The sequence below is a fragment of the Streptomyces sp. NPDC059080 genome (assembly GCF_042739975.1).
GTDB lineage: Bacteria > Actinomycetota > Actinomycetes > Streptomycetales > Streptomycetaceae > Streptomyces > Streptomyces benahoarensis.
Genome location: NZ_JBHYGX010000002.1, coordinates 317451 through 333985, shown reverse-complemented (window position 1 = coordinate 333985; position 16535 = coordinate 317451). Strand labels below are relative to the sequence as shown.

Genomic DNA, 16535 nt, shown 5'->3' with positions numbered 1-16535 from the left:
CCCGAAAGGCTCACCCCCGCCCGAGTCCGCCGCGACTTTCGGCACCTCCGCCCGAAGGCCGCCTGCCCAGCCCAAGCACCGAAATCCTCTCGACCCGGCCCAGGACGACCGCCAGGACGCAAGAACACCCGGCCCACCCCACGCCACGACGTGCACACAGTCCGCAAAACAGCTGCCAAACCGAAAACGACGAAGTCCACGACTCCTCGCCCACGCCGCACAGGTTAAAGATCAAGTTATTACGAGCTCGTGCATGGTTGGCGGTGGCGCGTCGATGTCGTGATCGTTGATCACGGTTGGTGTGGTGGGGAACCGGGCACGTGCAGCGATCATCCGAAGCCAGCGGATCACCGGGTTGACACCCGACGTGATGCGCGACAGCGAGGTGGAAGGCCCATTGCGGTGTCGGCGTGGCGCATTATGACGGAGGATGAGGTGATCGCTGACGCTCTGGGTGGGTTTTGTGGAGGTGTGCCGCAGCTGTTGGACACCGGCGGCGAACGTGTCCTTGAGGTCCTGACTCGCTGCGATCGCGTTCCTGTCTTGCTGGATGGCAGGAGGGCCGTTTCGCTTCGGATGGTGATGCGCGGACCTGGTGAGGCTTTCCATGTCTGCGATGGAACCTGGTTCTTGGAGCCAGCGGGCGCACGTGGATCGCTGTGTGGTTGTCCGACGAGCCTGGCTGACCGCAAGGCGGCAGCCCCGGCAGGTCGCGGGCCGATACCGGAAGTCCGAATCGGCTTCCGACTGGCGGATCTTCCCGAGCTGGGTGTGTTCTCTTACGTGTCGGCCTCGTGGGAACTTGCTGCCGAGCTACCCGCGTTGGCTGCTGGCAGCCGCGCGAGCCAGCAGCCCCCGCTATGGGTTTTACCTGGTGGACCGGGACGTCCTGCAGAGATGGGCGGACCTGGGTGAGCCGCTGTACGGGATCCTTCGAGTTCCGGACGAGGGCGCAAGGCGCAGCCATTGGGCACCTGGATCGTTGGGGGCAGCAAGAATCGCTAGGGTGACGGCGAAACAGCAGCGCCCGTAACTCTTTTTCATTACACGCGAGTTGGCAGTGCGAGGTGGAAGATGTACGACGAGATCGAGTCCGCGCGGCTTCAGGTGTTCGGTGCCGACCCGCGGCATGCGGAGCTCGAAGCGAAGGAGCTCCGTGAGGTGCTGAACCGGCTGGACGGCGCAGAAGTGCGCTTCGCCCCGCCTGAAGCGCCGCGGGCTACGGAGGGCGCGAAAGGGCAGGAACTGCTGACCCCGGAGGTCGTGCTCATCCTCACCACAGGAACCCTGGCGCTGGCAAGGACCGCTATCAAAGCGTGGGTTGAGGTGCGGAAGAGTCGCAAGGTGCGCATGGTGCATTCCGACGGAACGGTGACGGAGTTCCAGGGTGGGGTGTCCGGGCGTGAGGTGAAGGCACTGAGGGACGGCCAGGTCAACGGGGCGGAGACCGGTCCGGGAGACGCGTGATGAGCCGCAAGCATGCCCTACTTGTGGGCACCGCTGACTATGAGGACGTGGCCTTCCCCGCCCTGCCTTCTGTGCGCGCAGACGTTCACTTCCTGAGCCAGGTGCTGCAGATGCCGGCGGTCGGAGGGTACGAGGCGTGTGTTCGGGTCGAGGACTCGTCGAAGGCGGCGATCAAGCAGGAGGTCGAACGGTTTCTGAGGGATCGTGAGCCGGACGAACTGGTCGTGCTCTATCTCAGTGGTCACGGGGCGTACGACCGTGAGGACGGTCAGCTGTACTACGTCACCACGGATACCGAGGCCGATCGGATGCAGCAGACCGCCCTCGAAGCCTCTTTCGTGACCGACCAGCTGGAGAAATGTGCGGCTCGGCGCAAAGTCCTGCTGCTCGACTGCTGTTTCAGCGGCAGTGCAGTGCAGGGCTTCCGCAGCAAGGGGGCCTCACCGCCGGCCACCGCACCGGTCGTCAAGGCCGGTGGAGTGCACGTCATCACCGCGTCACAGCACTGGGAACAGGCATTCACCACTGATGCGGACCAGCCCTCGCAGTTCACCAGAGCGATCGTCGAAGGTCTGCACTCAGGACAGGCGGACTTGGACGGTGACGGACAAGTCTCCGCGAACGATCTATTTCGGCACGTCAGCCGGGACTTGCAGAAAGCACCCGACGGGCGCCGACAGACGCCGACCCAGTCCAGTCTTCACGTGACCGGCGACATCTATCTCGCCCGTGCCGCCGTCGGCCGTCAGGTACCCGCCCTCAAGCCCCTGCCTGCGGGGCACACCGCAGTCACTGATGGAGCCGGCGGGGTGATACCGGCACCGGTCAAGTCCACCCAGGCGGCACACGACGACTCCGCCTTCGCGGACGTCGAATGGGCACAACTGTTGACGTACTACCAGCACTGTCTGGAGGAGGAAAACGCCACCGACGAACTGCTGCCACTGGTGGGCAGCGAGCCTCCACGCGCGGTCTGGCCGGCCGGGGAGGAAGTCCTGCTCTCCGGCACGGAAACCACGGTTCAGGCGCCGGACCGCATCGTGGACCTCGCGGAGCGTGCCCTCAAGGATGGCGCCGATCTCTGGTACGGATACCCCGTCGCCGTCCTCTACGACGGTAAGCGGCAGGTGTGCGCGCCGCTCGCCATGCGCCAGATCGAGATCGAACGCGGCCCGCAGGGACGCAGTGCGGTCACACCCACAGGACCGATCGTCCTGCATCCCAAACTCGTCCTCGACAGGCTGGGCAAGGACGAAGGCAAAGAACTGCTCGCCGCCTACCAGCCCAACTGGCGGCCGGGATTCCGGGAGGACATGATCCGTGATCTGCGCAGTCTGCTGCAGGAGCTGGGACTGCCGGACACGGAGCACCTCGACCCCGGATCGCTCGGCGACGGCAGCTCGCTGCACGCCGCGCATGAGGGCGTCCGCAATGTGGCGGTCGTCTTCGCTGCACGGTCGGACGCCGCGGCCACGGCACAGCTGATGAAGGACTACAAAACGCTGCAAAAGAGCGTCGGGCAGTTCGCAGGCACCGCGCTCGGAGCGTTTACCGCACCGGCGGCATCAGGAGCGGACGAGAGCGCCGAGCAAGCGGTGCAGGTCGTCGCTCCGCTGGAACTGAACGAAGGACAGGAAGCAGTCATCCGGGCTGCCATGGTCCGCAAGCTCACAGTCGCCACCGGGCCGCCCGGCACCGGGAAGAGCCAGCTCATCGTCAACGCGGTCGCTACGGCCAGAGCGGCCGGCCAGACCGTGCTCGTCGCCTCGACCAACAACAAGGCGGTGGACGAGGTCTGGAAGCGTTGCGAAGCCCTGGCGCCCGGACTTCTCGTACGGACGGGCAACCAGACAGCCGTCGAGCATGAGTTGCGGGCGCTGGAACAGCTCACCCGCAGCGTTCGGGCCCGCCAGTCTTCCCAGACGTACCGGGGCGAACTGAGGAACCATCTTCGGGGGCAAGAGGCGATGCGCCGCCAACTCGCGGTGGTCGCTCGTCGGGAACGGGAGCTGGCCGGCCTCGGCAGGCTGCGCTTCTCCTACGCCGAACGCCACCACGGCGACCCTCAGACGCTTGCCGCAGCCCTGGGCGACGATGTGTCCCTCGGCCGGTGGCTGCGCCGGGCTCGCACGGCTGTCCGCCTCGGGATCTTCGGAGGGTGGCTGCGGGGCCGATGCCTGCGCGTCCTTGCTCCGCTGTCCGTACAGGTTGCAGGGCGCCAAGACTTCGCCGACCTGCTGTCTTTCGTGGAAGCTGAATCCGCCTGGCGACGGAAGAGCGCCGAAGCCGATGCGGCACCCGACGACGCCCAGCTTCTCACGATGCTACGGGAGACCGATCGACAGGTTCGAGACACGTCGGCAGCACTCCTGCAGGCATCAGTGGCGGAGCAGGCAATGACCGCACGCGCGGCCATCCACGACCGCATCGAAGCCGTGAAGTCACGATCACCGCGGCAGTGGTCGTCCTTGGAACGGATCCTGCCGCAGGTGTCCGGCTGGGCCGTCACCGCGAGGTCCCCACGACGGTTCCGGGACCGGGCTGCCCTCTTCGACCTGGTCATCGTCGATGAGGCGAGCCAGTGCTCCACGCCTGACGTGCTGCCTCTGCTCTTTCGCGCACGAAGGGCCCTCGTGATCGGGGACCCCATGCAGTTGCAGCACATCACCACCCTTCAGCCTCGGCAGGAGGCGGCGGCACACCGTGGGGCGGGGCTGCGGGCGAGCTGGCTCGACGAACACCGGCTTGAGCACCGCCGCTACTCCGCTTTCCACGCGGCTGCTCACGCAGCCGGGGAAACACTGTTGCTGGACGAGCACTTCCGCTGTCATCCGGATATCGTCGGTATTTCCAACCGACATTGCTACGGAGATCGGCTGACCGTTCTCACCGAACCGCAGTCGTTGCGACGCCTCGACGGAGTCGATGCGGTGCAGTGGCTCGACGTGGTGGGAACGGCGCGCAGGGGCCGCAACGGGTCGTGGATGAACGACGAGGAGGCAGAGCGCGTTCATCTTTCCGTGGAGCGGTTGCTGATGCGGCTGCCTGAAGGTTCGACGGTGGGGGTGGTCACCCCTTTCCGGGCCCAGAAAGACCTGATCGCCGAGCGCTGGAAGCACGAGAAGCGTGTACGGGTCGGCACGGTGCACACGTTCCAGGGAGGACAGCAGGACGTAATCCTGTTGTCCTTGGTCGCGGGTGCGAGAATGCGCCCCAGCGCGGTCAACTGGCTCTGCCGCGAGGTCAATCTGTGGAACGTGGCCGTCACTCGCGCCCGTTCACATCTCATCGTGTTCGGCGACCGCGACTTCTGGTCGGTCCGGGCGGGAATGCCGCATGCACTGCTGGACGCGGCTGAGGCCAAAGCCGCGCTGTCTTCGCTCGGTGCGAACTCCGGGCAGCAGGACGAACTCGTCGGCGACCGGCTTCAACTCATGCTGGCGGACTCGATTTCCGGAGTCCTGCTCGACAGGAACGTCACGGCTGACGGCTACCCCTACGACTTCGACGTCCGCCGAGGCGCGGGCGCTGCCCAGGTCCGGCTGGACCACGGGGCGTCCTCCGACATGGAGGACGCACGCCACTTGAGGCTCGCCCTCAGCCACACGGCCCTGCTGCCGAACGGAGTGCGGCTGCCTGCCTGGCATGTGTGGGCCGATCGAGCGGAGCGAGTGACAGCGCGGCTCGATGGCCGGTGAGGAGGCCGAAGCACAGGATCTGGTCGAGGGCATTGAGTAGCCCCAAACGCCAAGGTCCTCGCACTACCATAAGACCGGGGGGATCTAGGTGACTTGGCCTGCGTGCTGGTGACCGGCACGTCAGCATGTCCTACGAGCTTCTCCGACGACCGACTTCTTCACAGTCCGCCAGGAGCCCAACGTGCCGTATACGGCAGAGATCAGCCGCAGCAATCCGACGAGCATCATCTTCCTCGTCGATCAGTCGACCTCCATGAGCGATCCCATCGGTGGAGAAGTACCCCAGCAGAAGGCTGATGTCGTTGCCGACGCCATCAACCGGCTCCTCACTGAACTCTCGGTCAAGTGTGCAAAGGAAGAAGGCGTACGCGACTACTTCCACGTCGCGGTCGTCGGTTACGGCGCCACCGTCGGCTCGGCGTTCGCAGGTTCGCTCGCCGGCCGGGACATCGTCCCTCTCAGTGAGGTGGCGGACAATCCGGCCCGCGTCGACGAGCGAAGCAAGAAGGTGCCCGACGGTGCCGGCGGCCTGGTGGAGACCGTGATCAACTTCCCGCTGTGGATGGACCCGGTCGCCCACGGCGGGACCCCGATGAACCGTGCGCTTCAGTACGCTGAGAGCCTCGTCGCGGCGTGGACCGAGCGCTACCCGGCCAGCTTCCCGCCCATCGTCATCAACCTGACGGACGGCGAGTCGACCGACGGCGACCCCACCGCGGCCGCCGAGGCCATCACCGCGCACGCTACGGCTGACGGAGCGGCGCTGCTGTTCAACCTGCACGTGTCTGCCGCAGGCGGAACCCCCACCGCTTTCCCCGACACGGCCGACGGCCTCCCGGACAGCTACGCCCAGACACTTTTCGCCATGTCGAGTCCGCTGCCCAGTCACATGCGTTCGTACGCCGCCTCGCAGGGGCAGCGGGTCAGCGAGACCACCCGTGGCTTCGTCTACAACGCGGACATCACCACGGTCGTGCAGTTCCTCGACATCGGCACCCGAGCCACCGAACTGCGGTGACGACTTCCACCTCATGCGTGTATGTCACGCACCTCGTGGCCCCTAAGCACGGAAACACGGAGGCGGAATGCGAAGATGCCGTCGCCGTGCTTCCCGGCCGTCCACACGACTACATGTTGCAGGAGCCGCTCACCGCAGGGGTCTGCGACGGTGCGACGGAGAGCGCACTGGCCAAGGATTGGGCCCGTCTTCTGTCCCGCGCGGCGGCCGAACATGCCATGACGCTGCCGGACCTGCTGGCGGGCGGCACCGCCTTCGAGGAGTTCGCGGCGGCGGCGGTGGCCCAGTGGGATCCCTGGCTCGTGAAGTACACGCAGATGCGCCATGCGGAAGGGCACCCGTTGAAGTGGTACGAGCACACCAAGCTCGCAGAGGGCGCCTACGCGACCCTGCTCGCGGTGCGCGTCGACCCGGAGTCCGATTCCCACCGCGACACAAGTGAACCGGCCTGGCGATGGCGCGCTGCCGCCCTGGGAGACAGTTGCCTGTTCCACCTGCACGACAACCAGCTGGTACAGGCTTTCCCGGTGGCGGCCGTCGAGGAGTTCGGCACAACTCCCGACCTCTTCGGCAGCCGCAATCGCGACGTGGCATTGCTGGCTCGCCGCACGCGGTTCACCGAAGGCTGGTGCCAGCCCGGCGACCGGCTGCTCCTGATGACCGACGCCTTGGCCGCATGGCTTTTGTCGGTCCCGGACCAGGACGCCGCCGTAAGCCAGTTGCTGGAGTTCGCCGGGCCCGACGACCTGGCCGGATTCAAGAACTGGCTGAACGGTTTGCGGGACCGCCGGCAACTGCGAAACGACGACGTGGCGCTCGTACGGATCGATTTTGAGGGGCGGTGAAAGTGGGCTCGGCCACTGGTCCGCAGCGACAGTTTCCCAGCGGCGCCGATTACGCGGAGGCGCTGCAGCACACGCAGCTGTGTTTCCGGCATCCCGAACTCAAAGGCGCACGGCCGGAATTGACCAAGCTCGGTCTGCCTCGTGCCATCTCCGGCGCCTTCGCGAGCGTTTTCTCGCTGACCTCGCCCTCCTCAGGCCAGCGGTACGCGATTAAATGCTTCACCCGTCACGTCCCGGACCAGGAACGCCGTTACGAGGCCATCAGTTCCCGACTCGCGCAGCTGGACCCGGCCGAACTCTCGCAACCGTGGAATCTCGGATTCGAGTATCTGCCCGACGCCATCAGCGTCGGGAGGGACCGCTATCCGGTCCTGAAGATGGAATGGGTCGAGGCCGTCACCTTGTCTTCCTGGCTCGACGACAACCACACCCACCGGTTCGCCGTCGACCGTCTGGCTGACCGGTTCGAGGCACTGACCCGTGATCTGGCCACCCATGAGATAGCCCATGGTGACCTCCAGCACGGCAATCTGCTCGTCGCGAGCGATGACACGTTGCGTCTGGTCGACTACGACGGAATGTACGTCCCGGCGTTGGCCGGCATGGGCGGCACTGAGCGGGGACACCGCAACTACCAGTCGCCCATGCGGGGGAATGATGACTTCGAGGCTGCGCTGGATCGGTTCTCCGCTTGGGTCATCTTCTTGTCCCTCAAGGCAATTGCCTCCGACCCGGCCCTGTGGAATCGGCTGCACGAGCCCAGCGGTGAGTTCCTGCTGCTCACCGAGGACGATTTCAGGAATTCGGGCGGCTCTACGAGACTGCAAACGCTACTGGCCCACCCTGACCGCACGGTGAGCGGCCTCGCCGACCAGGTGCGGTCCTTGGCCTTCCAGCCGTTGGACGTGCTACCTCCGCTCACCGCAGCCGTGCCCCGACAACGGGCCGCCGCGACGACAGCCTCAGCGGTATCGGGCGGTGGCACAGTGGCCGCCCCTGGTACAGGTGGACTGCCCGGATGGATGGCTGGCCACGATTCTCCGCAGGCTACTCCTACGCCGACCGTGCCCTTGGTCACTGCATCCGACGGCTTCCGTACGCGGACGCTGCTGGATGTCGCCACAGCCGTGCTCTTGCCGCTCATGTTGGTCGCAACGGTCTTGATGTTCGTCGCGGGGATCTCGGTGCCACCGATCGGGCCGGGTGTGCCCGTTCTCGTTGCCATCGCGCTCACCGCGTTCGCGAGAGGCCGTCGCGCGGAGCGGGCACAGTTACGGGCCGCCCTCGCAGAGCTGGCGAATGAACTGGCTCAGCTTGACGACCCGGTCAAGGCCGTCGAGAAGCTGCGCAAGGACCGGGCGAAGTTCGACGGGGCGGAGGCGAAGCGGGCCGCCGACTACCCGCGAGCCCAGGACAAGCTCACAGCCAGGTACCACACCGAGCTCAAGGAGGTCGAGAAGCGCAAGGTCCGCAAGCAGCGCGACATAGACAAGAAGATCGACGGACTCTCGGAAGAACTCCGTAGAGCCCTGGCCAAGGCACTCACCGACAAGCAGTCCGCGTACGTGCGGGATCAGCTCGGCCGCCGGGTGATCGCTCAGTCCCCGCCGCATGGCATCGGACCGAAACTCGCCGCGCGGCTGGCAGCCAACGGCATCCGTACGGCGGCCGACTTCACCGGCTACCAGCCCGTCCAGAACACTCAGTACAACAGCACTGGAGCTGTGCTCGTGCTGAGGAGCGGCCGTGTTGTCGACGTCTACGGCATCGGCGAGGCCAAGGCCGTCGCCCTCGATTCGTGGCGAAGAGGATTGGTCGCTGCTGCTGAAGCCCGGCAGCCGAGAGCCCTCGATGTGTCAGAGCGACAGTCGATCGAGCAGGGAGTCGCCAGCCGTCGGGTCCAGCTCACCGCTCAGCGTAAGGCTGTCGAGTCCGAGACTGATGCGTCGCGTGCGAAGGCACGGAAGCAGATGGAGGACGACCAGAAGCGTCTTACCCGAGAGAACACCCTTGCGGGAGATCAGGCTCGACAGCAACGACAGGAGTTCAGCCGGCGCGCGGTCGCACTCCAGCAGAACAGTGCGTTCCACGGAACGCTGAGCGCCTCCGTCGAGGCTGCCAGGCTCCGGCAGCGTGGATTGTCGTTCGCGTGCTACGTGCGATTTCTCTACATCGGTCACTGAAGGCACGTTCGGCTGCCGGGGACAGCAGTGTGAAAAGTCGTGTGACGACGTTGACCAGCTCACCGCGTTTGTTCCAATGTGTCTGGCGCGGCCGGTAGACGCTCAGGGGACGCGGCAGTTGGGCGTGGGGGCGCTGATAGAGAGGGTGGCCGAGCGAGCAGTCGGCGAAAAGGCGCTGCACAGGGCGGTCCACCGCTCCAGATTCAGACCTTCTCGGTGGCGATCCGGGCATGGTCTTCGACGAGCACCGCGGCGGAGGCGATGACGGGGAGGTCGGCGTCGCGGGCGGCGGTGAGCCACTCGTGGACCTTGCGGTCGCACTGAACGGCCTTGGCCAGGCCCTCGCTGTCCAGGACGAGGGCGCCGCTCACGCGGCCGCCCCGGCACCGGAGGAGGGGGCAGTTCCGGTGAGCTTGGCCCGCTTGGCGGCCACGGCCTTCGGATCGGCCGGACCGTTCGCCTGGTCGAAGTCGGCGACCAGGACACGGGCGGGCCGGGTGCGCGGGCTGCTGTCCGGATCCGCATACCAGTTATCACGCCACGTCAATCATGCAGCAGGCGAAACGGACCAATCTCGACTACGCAACGCCCCTGTGTGACGAGCACGTCCCAGAGGCGTTATCCGGACGGCACGGACCCGACGGGACCGGATTTGGCCATCACTTCACTTTCGTACATTCTTCCGGTCGCCATTCTCTGAGCGCTCGGAGACTATCGCGGATCCCGATAAATGCGAGGGGTTCTACTGGTGACGGCGAGACTCCAGGGGATAGGATATCGCGCGATGCTCGCGATGGCGGTCGGTGAGGTCGGGGTGGGGGCGAAGGCGCCGTGACTGAGCTGCAAAAACACGCAAGCCGGGGCGGTCCTGCCCGAGGTCGTGAACGCGCGTTTGCTTTTCCTGGCCCCCGGTGCTTACAACTCACCCGCAAAACCCCTCATGCGATCACCACAAAGCAATCCACGCAACAGAAGTGGGCTCTTTTTTCTTCCGTGACGTTCGCGACCGGCGTCCGCGCCTGGGGTCACGAAGTGGACGTGTAGCGAGAAGCGAGTGTTTCGTTTTCACGACAAGAGAAGTGTGGAGTGTGATGCCATGAACCGACTCGGCAGAGACTCGCGCCGGTTAGCCTGGAGGCTTGTGGAGCCGTCGGCGCGCATCGCGTTGTCTGTTCTTTTGCTGGCAGGCGGCGCCGTGGGAGCGACGGCCGGACCGGCCGCCGCTTCGATCGCCGACGGCACGCTGACAGTTGAGGTGCTACGCGACTTCTTCGGCACCGGCGTGATCAACGCGACGATGGACGTGCCGCAGCGGGGCATGAAGGTGGAGATTTCCGACCCCGCTGGGCATGTTGTCACCGGCGTCACGGATGCCACCGGAAAGGTCGTGCTGTCGCCTTCGACCGTGCTGAGCGGCGGCCGGTACCGCGTCGACGTCAGCGTCCCGGCGCCGTACAGCGGCTATCTGCAGGCGGCGCCTGCGTCGACGGCGGGGAACCACTTCGACAGCTTCACGTCGTTCGTGGATGTGTCGGGCGGAAAGAACGCCTCGGTGGTGACGGGGGTGTGGGATCCGGCCGACTACGCGCTGCCGGACTCACGGTACTTCGCGCCGATCCACAACGGCGCCAACGGGACCGACAACCGGGCGTTGGTGGCGTTCGGGACGAAGATCCGGGGCACGTGTCCCACCGATGTGGCGTGCCCGACCACGCTGGCCACGCAGGACCAGGTGGGCACGACGTTCGGGTTGGCGTACGACACGTACCGGAACCGGCTGTTCCAGAGCGCGTTCGCCCGCCGGTACGCCCCGTACGGGCCGCAGGGCGGGGGCGCGATCTACACGGTGCCGGTCAACGGCTCGGGTGCGCCGGAGCTGTTCGCGCGGGTGCCGGACGCCGCGGTGACCCGGCACGACACCGCCAACATGATCAAGGATCCCGGGTTCACCGACGCGCCGGGGAAGGAGAGCATCGGTGGCCTGGCCCTGTCGGAGGACGGCTCCACGCTGTACGCGGTGAACCTGCGGACCCGCAGAATGGTGAGCTTCGACACGACAGGAGCCACCGCCGCGGCGCCCAAGTCCACGGTCCCGATCCCGGACCCGGGGTGCGCGAGCCCCGACGACTGGCGGCCGTTCGGTCTCCAGGTCCACAACAGCACGCTGTACGTCGGCGGCGTGTGCAGCGCGGAGAGCACGCAGCAGCGCGGGGACCTGAAAGCCTTCGTCTCCACCTACGACGGCAAGCGGTTCACCACGGTGCTCAGCCACCCGCTCACGGACGAACGCGGCAGCGTCTTCGGTTCCGGCGACAAGGCCACCCACTGGAACCCGTGGAATACCAGCCCGGACACGTGGGACGACCGGAAGACCGGCAACGTCTTCATCGATCCGCAGCCGGAGCTGGCCTCCCTCGCCTTCGCCCGCGACGGCTCGATGATCCTGGGTTTCCGCGACCGGTTCATGGACGTGCTCAGTTGGGGAGGGCTGGACCCCCGTCCGGGGAACGACACGGCGGAAAGCGGCATGTCCGGTGGTGACATCACCATGGTCTGCGCCACTCCCACCGGTGAATACCAGTGGGAAGGCACCGGGAGCTGCCCCAACCACGCCACCCCCGCCAACAATGGCGGCCAGGCCGCCGGCGTCGTCGAATACTTCCCGGGCGACTTTTACGCCAACGCGCACCAGGAGACCGCGCTGGGGTCGGTGGCCTATATCCCGCAGCAGCAGTGGGTCGTCAGCACGGAGTTCGACCCGGTCGTCAACGTCGCGACCTCAGGGACCGGGTACCACCACATCACGACCGGTCAGGGCCCGGGCAACAACCCGACCGCCAACGGGTTCCAGTTCGTCAGCCAGGAACAAGGCGGGTTCGGCAAGGCCGGCGGGCTGGGTGACATCGCGTACGCGGCGGCGAACGCGCCGATCCAGATCGGCAACGTCGTGTGGTTCGACGGCGACCACAACGGGATCCAGGACCCGGGGCACGTGCTGCTGCCGGGGGCGACGATCAACCTGCTGGACGCGGACGGCAAACAGGTCGCCACGACCAGGACCAATGCCGCCGGCGAGTACTACTTCGGTGGTGTCGGCGCCGCGTACGAGCTCACGCCGGGCGCGAAGTACACGGTGCAGTTCGACGTGTGCACCGCGGACACCAGCCAGGTGCCCGAGCAGCCCCCGGCGGGCGAGCTGAGGTTCACGCTCCCGCGGGCCGGTGCCAACCGTGCGCACGACTCCAATGTGACCCCGCCGACCACCGGACCGTTGTGCAACGGCTACGCGCCTGTCACGGCGCCGGACAAGCCGGGCGGGGTCGATCACACGATCGACGCCGGGGTGTACATCCCGAAGGAAACCCCGACCCCGAGCCCGACGCCGACGCCGACGCCGACCCCGAGCCCGACGCCGACCCCGACCCCGACGCCGCCCGCGGCCTCCACGCCGCCGTCGGCCGCGCTGCCTGCCAACCACCCGGCCCCGGCCGGTGGAGGCGGGGGTTCGCTGGCGAACACCGGTACGCCCGGGCTGGCGGAGATGATCGGCATCGTCGGTCTGCTGGTGGGTGCGGGCCTGGTCATCGCGTTCGTGACCCGGAACCGTCGCGCCCGGCAACACTGAACGAACCGCACAACGATGATCTGCCCGTCCGCGATCCGGACGGCGCGGACGGGCAGATCACGTCTCGGCCGGTCCACGAGGGCCGGCCTTGGCGTCGTCTGTCACCGGACCGCCGAGTGCCGCCGCGAGCCCGCGGCGGCCGGACGGTGTGGTGATCGAAAGGATGAATCAGAGAATGTCAGCGTCGAACCGCGTGCGGAGCGTGAGAATCCGGCAAGCCCCACCGGGTCGTCCGGCTGACCGGCGCCGATGGTCACGGTCGCGCCGGGCCGCGGCCGTCATCGGCATCGCGGCCGTCGTGGTGGCCGCGGTGGCCGCGTTCCTGGTCGCCGACGGCGGCTCCGGCGCCGGCGGTCCGCGCCCGCTGACGACGGATGAGGCGAGCCGGCTGGCGATCACGCGATTCCGTAACTACCAGGCGCAGGGGCGCGCGGTGACGATCACCGTGCCGGGCACTGCCGGCGGGCTGACCGTCACCGGGTCCGTCGACTATCGGCGCAAGGTCGGTTACGGCGTGGTGCACGGCACCGGGCGCGACGAGTCCAGCGACGGGCTGATCCAGTGGACGCCCACCTCGATGCACGTCCGCCCGATGACGGACGCCCCGGCGCACGCACCCGCGTCGCCGCCCCGTTCGGGCTGGTACGACCGTCCGCTGCTGTCGTCCGGCAGCGCGCTGGACACCTCCCTGTCCATCGCGCTCGGTCTCGGCGGCGACCGGCCGGACAACGCCGAACTGCTGCCGCAGAACGGCGCCGCCTGGTGGGGGCGGGAACAGGTGGCCGGGCGCTGGGTGGACGTCATCACCGGGCCGTCCTCCCCTGACCACTCCGGTACGGCGGGCAACGTGCGCTACTGGATCGGCTCCGACGGCACCATGTACCGGGTCCGCGTCAGCGTGGGTTCGCAGCCGGAGCCGGTGGTCATCGGTTTCGACACCCACAAGTACGTTCCGGTCAAGCCGGCACCCGGAACCACCCCGACCCGGTAGCCGCTGTTCAGGACGTCTGCACCCGTGCGTGCGCAGCGAGCAGGGACGCCGGCGGCAGCCGGATGCCCTCCGTCTTCGGCAGGGCCGCAACGGGCGGGACCGCGGTGGCGCCCGCGGTGGCGGCGTCGGGGAACTGCGGCTGCGGAGCAGGCACCGCGACCTCGGTGAACGGGATGCCACCGGGTGCCGTCGGCGCCGCCCACGTACCGGCCGGCGAGGACGACCCGGCCGGAAGCGGGCAGGCCGCCGTCGTCGCGAGCCGGGCGGGCACAGTGATGCGCAGATCGTTGCCCCGCAGGCAGTTGCCCCGTCCCCGCGTGGCGGTGGGGAACGTCCAGCCGACGTCGACGCCGTTGCCGGTGAACGTGTTGTCCACGATCTGGTTGCCGACCGGAGGTATGTCGGCGGTCGCGGTGATCACCAGCCCGGCGTTGCGGTTGCCGGCGATGCGGTTGCGGAGGAACCGGTTGTCGCTGCCACCGTCGATGCCGACGCCGATGCCCCACCCGCCGTCGGCCTGCTCAGGGGTGGCCGTCTGCTGGTTGGCGGCGATCAGGTTGCCCGCGATGACGGAGCCCTTCTGCGGGAGCAGTTTCTCCTGGTGGTCGGAGTTGGTGGTGAGTCCGACCCGGTTGCCGACCAGGCGGTTGCCGACCACGTACATGTCCTCGCTGGCGTTGGTGCCTTCGTAACCGACCGCGTTGAGTTCGGCGACGTTGTCCCGCACCACGATGTTGCAGGGCTTGCACTGGCCGACATAGATCCCCGAGTCGGCGCCGCCCGACGCGTACGAGTGCTCGATGACACCGTTCTGGGCGGAGAACGCGTAGATGCCGTACAGACCGTTGCGGGTCGCGGTCACGTGGGAGACCAGGAACGACTTCAGGAAGGTCACGGGCTCGTCGCCGGTGTCGTAGCCGCCGCTTCCCCCCGGCAGGCCGGCGGCCGCCTTCGCCGAACCGGTGACCAGGACCCCGTTCTGCGTGTTGTTCTCCACGGTCAGGTTCTCCACGGCCACCCCGGGCGCCGAGACGACGACGCCGTTCGGCTGCTGCAACCGCCCGTCGATGACGACCTTGTCCCGGGACAAACCGCGAAGAGTGATGCGCGCCGTGTCGACCTTCACCGACTCGTGGTACACGCCCGGCGCGACCAGCACCAGGTCACCGGGCCGAGCCAAGGACACCGCATCCGAGATCGTCGGGGCATCGGCAGGTACTCGGATCGTCACGTGCGCGCCGGCCGGGCGCCGGCCTTTGCCCGATCCGCCATCGTCGCCACAGCCGGCGACCAGTGTCAGCGTGCCCACTACCGCTGCCATCACGCGAAGAGCTAATCGAGGCATGATCCCAGTCTGGCATGACGCCCAATTCCACGCCAGAATCGCGAGGTTGACCGGCACGCACGATGCGGTGTGGCACTCTGCACCCCATGCGCCGAGCCGATCACCACCCGTCACGCCGCACGTTCCTCGATGTCACCGGCGCCATGATGGCCGCCGGTCTGACCGCCGGGTGCACATCGGACGCCGCCCAGCCAGGCCGGCACGCCCCTGCCCCAGGGGCCACGCCCAAGCCGGTTCCGGCGACGGGCCGCCATCAGGCAGGCATCACGCTTCCCCAGCCGGCCCAGCCCCACCTGCTTGCCGTGGTGGCGGACCTCGGTGCCGCCGTGGCTCCCGGCCCGTTACTGGCCGAACTCGGCCAGGCCATCCGCACACTCACAGCGGGGACCGACACGCGGCTGCTGGGCCTGCGGCCGGGCGACCTCACCGTGACCGTGGGCGTGGGCCCCCGGCTGGTGCGCACGGCCGGTGCCTCGCTGCCCGGCGCGGCCGACCTCCCGCGATTCTCCCGCGAGCGGATCGCCCCGCAAGCACGCGGCGGTGACCTGCTGATACAGATCTGCGACAGCGACGCGCTGCTCTTACCGGTCGTCGCCTCCGCGCTTCTGGACCAGGCCGGTGACCGCATCCGCGAACGCTGGCGCCAGTCCGCACGCCGCGGTACGAACGTGTCCGTCGGCAACGGCCTCACCGCACCACGCAACCCGCTGGGTTTCATCGACGGCATCGTGGGCCCGCACACGACCGCCGAACAACAACGCGACCTGTGGCTGGCGGGGCCCCCTGCGGTCGCCGGTGGCACCCTTGCCGTACTGCGGCGTATGGAACTCGACCTGCCGCGGTTCGCCGCCCTGTCCGTAGCCGAACAGGAAGCGGTCTTCGGGCGGCGCCGGGCCAGCGGCGTCCCCCTCTCCGGCGGCACCGCCGCCTCGGGCCCGGAAATCGGAGCCAAGACACCAGACGGGCGCTATCTCGTCCCCGCGGACGCCCACGTGCGCAGAGCGCACGCCACCGTGGTCGGGGTCGGGCTCATGCTCCGCCGCTCCTACAGCACCGACGAGCCCGCCCCCGGCCTGCTCTTCATCAGCTTCCAGAACGACCTGCGGACCTTCACCGCCACCCTCACCCACATGGACACCTCCGACGCACTGCTGCCCTTCACCACCACAACCGCCAGCGCCACATTCCTGATCCTCCCCGGCTTCGACCGGCAACACCCGCTTGGTTCCCAGCTGTTCGACTGATCACGGTCAACTTGAGGGCGGGGAGGCTGTGATGAGACCGAGCTGCGTGCTGAGTCTCGTTCGTTCGAAAGTGCGGAGCGGATCTCGGCCATGGCAGAGACGCGAGGTTCCCGGAGCTC

General features: G+C 67.6%; 11 protein-coding genes and 2 pseudogenes. 9 read left to right on the top strand and 4 right to left on the bottom strand.

All coding sequences use genetic code 11. The features are described 5' to 3' along the window. Positions 1-228: pseudogene (locus ACFWWQ_RS02540) on the top strand (transposase); the annotation flags it as partial. Positions 229-231: 3 nt separating this feature from the next. Here ACFWWQ_RS02540 and ACFWWQ_RS02535 read toward each other — a convergent pair. Then, a complete protein-coding gene (locus tag ACFWWQ_RS02535) occupies positions 232-609 on the bottom strand; it encodes a hypothetical protein (protein WP_384588843.1) in 378 nt (125 codons plus the stop codon). 465 nt (positions 610-1074) lie between these two features. Between ACFWWQ_RS02535 and ACFWWQ_RS02530 the strand changes: the two genes are divergently transcribed. The 5 genes from ACFWWQ_RS02530 (at position 1075) to ACFWWQ_RS02510 (ending at position 9211) form a co-directional block, all read left to right on the top strand. Next, positions 1075-1467: a hypothetical protein gene (locus ACFWWQ_RS02530; protein ID WP_384588840.1), complete on the top strand. Its 393-nt coding sequence runs from the start codon at positions 1075-1077 to the stop codon at positions 1465-1467. After that, a complete protein-coding gene (locus tag ACFWWQ_RS02525; protein ID WP_384588837.1) occupies positions 1467-5165 on the top strand; it encodes an AAA domain-containing protein in 3699 nt (1232 codons plus the stop codon). The genes ACFWWQ_RS02530 and ACFWWQ_RS02525 overlap by 1 nt, the downstream gene beginning before the upstream one ends. A 181-nt stretch (positions 5166-5346) precedes the next feature. Then, positions 5347-6183 carry a vWA domain-containing protein gene (locus tag ACFWWQ_RS02520; RefSeq protein WP_384588834.1) on the top strand — a complete coding sequence of 279 codons (837 nt, stop codon included), beginning with the start codon at positions 5347-5349 and terminating at the stop codon, positions 6181-6183. Further along, positions 6180-7028: a hypothetical protein gene (locus ACFWWQ_RS02515; protein ID WP_384588831.1), complete on the top strand. Its 849-nt coding sequence runs from the start codon at positions 6180-6182 to the stop codon at positions 7026-7028. Before ACFWWQ_RS02520 ends, ACFWWQ_RS02515 begins: the two co-directional genes overlap by 4 nt. A gap of 2 nt (positions 7029-7030) precedes the next feature. Then, on the top strand, positions 7031-9211 hold the full coding sequence (locus tag ACFWWQ_RS02510; protein WP_384588828.1) for a hypothetical protein: 2181 nt from the start codon (positions 7031-7033) through the stop codon (positions 9209-9211). A 221-nt stretch (positions 9212-9432) separates the two neighbouring features. Here ACFWWQ_RS02510 and ACFWWQ_RS02505 read toward each other — a convergent pair. Continuing rightward, positions 9433-9582, bottom strand: a pseudogene (locus ACFWWQ_RS02505) (DNA-binding protein); the annotation flags it as partial. Continuing rightward, a complete protein-coding gene (locus ACFWWQ_RS02500; RefSeq protein WP_384588825.1) occupies positions 9579-9758 on the bottom strand; it encodes a hypothetical protein in 180 nt (59 codons plus the stop codon). The pseudogene ACFWWQ_RS02505 and the gene ACFWWQ_RS02500, both read right to left, overlap by 4 nt. 648 nt (positions 9759-10406) lie before the next feature. Here ACFWWQ_RS02500 and ACFWWQ_RS02495 point away from each other — a divergent pair. Further along, positions 10407-12836 carry an SdrD B-like domain-containing protein gene (locus ACFWWQ_RS02495; protein ID WP_384588821.1) on the top strand — a complete coding sequence of 810 codons (2430 nt, stop codon included), beginning with the start codon at positions 10407-10409 and terminating at the stop codon, positions 12834-12836. Positions 12837-13146: 310 nt separating this feature from the next. Beyond that, complete coding sequence (locus ACFWWQ_RS02490; RefSeq protein ID WP_384588874.1) at positions 13147-13827, top strand: hypothetical protein; 681 nt, start codon at positions 13147-13149, stop codon at positions 13825-13827. A 7-nt stretch (positions 13828-13834) separates the two neighbouring features. Here the strand turns inward: ACFWWQ_RS02490 and ACFWWQ_RS02485 are convergent, their stop codons facing one another. Next, positions 13835-15172, bottom strand: a complete 1338-nt coding sequence (locus ACFWWQ_RS02485) for a right-handed parallel beta-helix repeat-containing protein (RefSeq protein ID WP_384588817.1) — start codon at positions 15170-15172, stop codon at positions 13835-13837. Between the two features lie 86 nt (positions 15173-15258). On the opposite strand from ACFWWQ_RS02485, the gene ACFWWQ_RS02480 reads away from it, so the two are divergent. Continuing rightward, positions 15259-16416, top strand: a complete 1158-nt coding sequence (locus tag ACFWWQ_RS02480; protein ID WP_384588814.1) for a Dyp-type peroxidase — start codon at positions 15259-15261, stop codon at positions 16414-16416. Positions 16417-16535: the final 119 nt, after the last annotated feature.

Excerpts from the sequence above, each read along its gene's own strand:
- ACFWWQ_RS02535 (WP_384588843.1), bottom strand. The coding sequence starts at position 609 with ATGGAAAGCCTCACCAGGTCCGCGCATCACCATCCGAAGCGAAACGGC.
- ACFWWQ_RS02530 (WP_384588840.1), top strand. The coding sequence starts at position 1,075 with ATGTACGACGAGATCGAGTCCGCGCGGCTTCAGGTGTTCGGTGCCGAC.
- ACFWWQ_RS02525 (WP_384588837.1), top strand. The coding sequence starts at position 1,467 with ATGAGCCGCAAGCATGCCCTACTTGTGGGCACCGCTGACTATGAGGAC.
- ACFWWQ_RS02485 (WP_384588817.1), bottom strand. The coding sequence starts at position 15,172 with ATGCCTCGATTAGCTCTTCGCGTGATGGCAGCGGTAGTGGGCACGCTG.
- ACFWWQ_RS02480 (WP_384588814.1), top strand. The coding sequence starts at position 15,259 with ATGCGCCGAGCCGATCACCACCCGTCACGCCGCACGTTCCTCGATGTC.